The sequence below is a fragment of the Bacillus hominis genome, from assembly GCF_018332515.1.
Lineage (GTDB): Bacteria > Bacillota > Bacilli > Bacillales > Bacillaceae_G > Bacillus_A > Bacillus_A hominis.
The window spans coordinates 1-2,662 of sequence record NZ_BOQD01000330.1 but is presented as its reverse complement, the minus strand read 5'-3'; the positions used below and the strand labels follow the sequence as shown (position 1 = coordinate 2,662).

Sequence of the window (2,662 nt, the reverse complement as noted above, 5' to 3'; positions counted from 1 at the left end):
AGAAAAGGTATACAAGCTTAGGTAGAAATGTACATTAAATATGTACATTTTTTATTTTGTAGAAAAACATTATTGTTATAGAAGCATATATTAGTATAAAAGGGGGGAGAGTATGAAATATAAAGGGAAAATTAGTGGATTATTACTAGGGAACACGGTTGCGGTTACAGAATGGATTGCACTTCAGGATGTGATTGCTAAGCTAGATTCGCGATCATTTTTTACCGTCTTTATTATTTATATATTGCAAATGATACTAAGCTTTTATTTTGGACATTGGTACGATAAAAGAGCGAATACGCGTGTAAATATTGAAGTAGGAGGAATGACGAATAACGATTTTATCGTTGATTTTTTTGGGAAAGTAGCTGCTTTATCAGAAAGAGATTCTCGTAATATTACAGTGTATATTCTTTCTGTAAAAGAGTGGGATGTATTAAAAGACACAGTGCAAGAAAAAAAGTTGGATGAGCTAGTTCAAAGAGTAGAACGTACAATTGTCAAAACAGTTCGAAAAGGAGATGTAGTTACGAGGTGGGATGAAAATAAATATGTTATCGTAGCTGTTGATAATGGCTATGAAAAGTCAACAATAACAAATCGATTAATCAAAAATATTCAAAATGAAATAGCGAATGATTTATTAAGTGTCACACTATTATTTGGGGCTGCAAGTTATCCGATAGAAGGGAAAACTTTTGAAGATTTGTTTAGAAAGGCACAAAATCAATTGTATAATTATAGAAATTCGCAAGGTGATGAGTGAAACCTTGATTTGAAGAAGTATGATATAAAGAAATTTTCTTGTAACATTTATTTGCCTTTTGTTACAAAAAACATTTTTTTGTAACAAAATCCTTTAAAAATATATGTAATCAGCATATAATTATGTTGGATGTGTCAATGCATTTTGCACAATGCGTTTTATTTTAAAAGTGTAGAGGAAAATAAGCTCTACACTTTTCCTTTTTAGGAAATTAAAAGAATATTTGTAAGTTGTTGCGAGATAACCTTTGTACTGTGTAAAATGGACAAAGAGATTATTTGATAGAAAGCAGAAAGGGAATGATAGAATGATAGACGTGAGAGACCAACGATCATCTTTTATCAGGTGAATTATTATAGTTGTTCTTGCAGTTATTAAGACTGAGGTAAATTCCTTTGTGTTTAAAGCTATTACATAATTTGAAACTACTAAATAATACAAATGTAGAAACGCAAAATGTAATTTAAAGTACTAAATTTGTGCAAGAAAAGAGAGAAGCTGTACAAGCATGATAAATAATTATTGATGATCTTCGTAAAAAGATGTAAGAGTGAAATAGATGAAGAATTTATACATTTTGCATGGGATTTTTGGTGCGATGATCGTTTATTAATAGGAGGAAAAGATGTTGAAATATAATAAATTAGCAATTGTAACTGCATTATCAATGACTTTACTAGCTGGTTGTTTCGGCCCGAAACCAGAAGAGGAGCTGTATGTTGCATTTGAAAATGCTGCCAAGCAAGAAAAAACAATGTTTGAAGATGCGAAACAATTAGAGTCATTAGAGAAAGAGGGTCAAGTACTATATAATCAAATTGTCCAAGAAGGAAAAGATAATAATCAGGCTGTTAAGGATAAGCTTGATCAAGCGGTGAAAAATACAGCTGAACGAGAAAAAGTTCTTATTAAAGAAAAAGAGGTGTTAAATAAAGCGCAAGAAGAAGTAAAGTCAGCTGATAAGTATGTGAAGAAAATTGAAGATAATAAATTAAAAGACCAGGCGGATAAAGTAAAGAGTACTTATGAGAAACGACATGATTCATTCCAAAAGATGTACGATAGCTATAATAAATCTTTAAAGCAAGAAAAAGAATTATATACAATGCTACAAGATAAAGGTACAAAATTAAAAGATATTAGCGAGAAAGTAAAGGTAGTAAACCAAGCATATAAAGATATTGAGACAGAGAAAGATAAGTTTAATGAATATACGAAATCATATAATACAGAAAAAGTAGCATTCTATAAACAAGCGAATATTAAAATTAAGGAAGATAAAAAATAAAACAGTTTGGCCTAATATGGGCCAAACTGTTTTATTTTTTTGTATAGGTACGGCTATACCATGGAACTGGTTCGCTTAATTTCTTTTCTTGTTTTAATGCTTCAGGACCAATATAATCTTGAAGTGTTTTTTTTGCTATTGTTAAAGATAAGGTTGTTTTCGGATTTCGATAGGAGGATTCAAGGTGACCAAGATGCGGTAGGGTGCGAAAATCATCTTTCGTAGGAGGGATATGGAAAAAATAATCACCTAAGCGTATAAGAACATCGGATTGTTGCTGACTAAAACGTGGATTTCTAGAAAAATGTAATCCTTCTTTGATAGCCTTTTTTTCAGTAATTAAGCGTTCTAAAGCAGTCTTTTTTAACCAATATAAGTACTTAGGGTTAGTTGCAGCTTTAGCATGACGATTCACAACGAAAATAGATTGAGCTAGTCTATTAATAGAATGTTGATTATGTAATTGAGATTGTGGTTGTGAAGGTTTCATATTGAATCTCCTTTCAATTTTTCCTTATTATAGCATAAATAAAATGAGTTTTTATTATATGCAAAAAGTAATTGTATATATTTTCAATATTAAAGCAATATTGTTACAAAAAACAACT

The 2,662-nt window shown here is 30.3% G+C and carries 3 protein-coding genes; 2 read left to right on the top strand and 1 reads right to left on the bottom strand.

Going from position 1 to position 2,662, the window contains the following annotated elements; genetic code table 11:
- The first annotated feature begins 112 nt into the window (after nt 1–112).
- On the top strand, nt 113–766 hold the full coding sequence (locus KI356_RS23900; RefSeq protein ID WP_212936662.1) for a diguanylate cyclase domain-containing protein: 654 nt from the start codon (nt 113–115) through the stop codon (nt 764–766).
- A gap of 625 nt (nt 767–1,391) precedes the next feature.
- Nucleotides 1,392–2,054 (top strand): YkyA family protein, encoded by a 663-nt coding sequence (locus tag KI356_RS23895; protein WP_212936661.1) that lies wholly within the window; start codon nt 1,392–1,394, stop codon nt 2,052–2,054.
- Between the two features lie 31 nt (nt 2,055–2,085).
- Here KI356_RS23895 and KI356_RS23890 read toward each other — a convergent pair whose 3' ends face one another.
- Nucleotides 2,086–2,544: a YkyB family protein gene (locus tag KI356_RS23890; RefSeq protein WP_000804854.1), complete on the bottom strand. Its 459-nt coding sequence runs from the start codon at nt 2,542–2,544 to the stop codon at nt 2,086–2,088.
- Nucleotides 2,545–2,662: the final 118 nt, after the last annotated feature.

Excerpts from the sequence above, each read along its gene's own strand:
- KI356_RS23900 (WP_212936662.1), top strand. The coding sequence starts at position 113 with ATGAAATATAAAGGGAAAATTAGTGGATTATTACTAGGGAACACGGTT.
- KI356_RS23895 (WP_212936661.1), top strand. The coding sequence starts at position 1,392 with ATGTTGAAATATAATAAATTAGCAATTGTAACTGCATTATCAATGACT.
- KI356_RS23890 (WP_000804854.1), bottom strand. The coding sequence starts at position 2,544 with ATGAAACCTTCACAACCACAATCTCAATTACATAATCAACATTCTATT.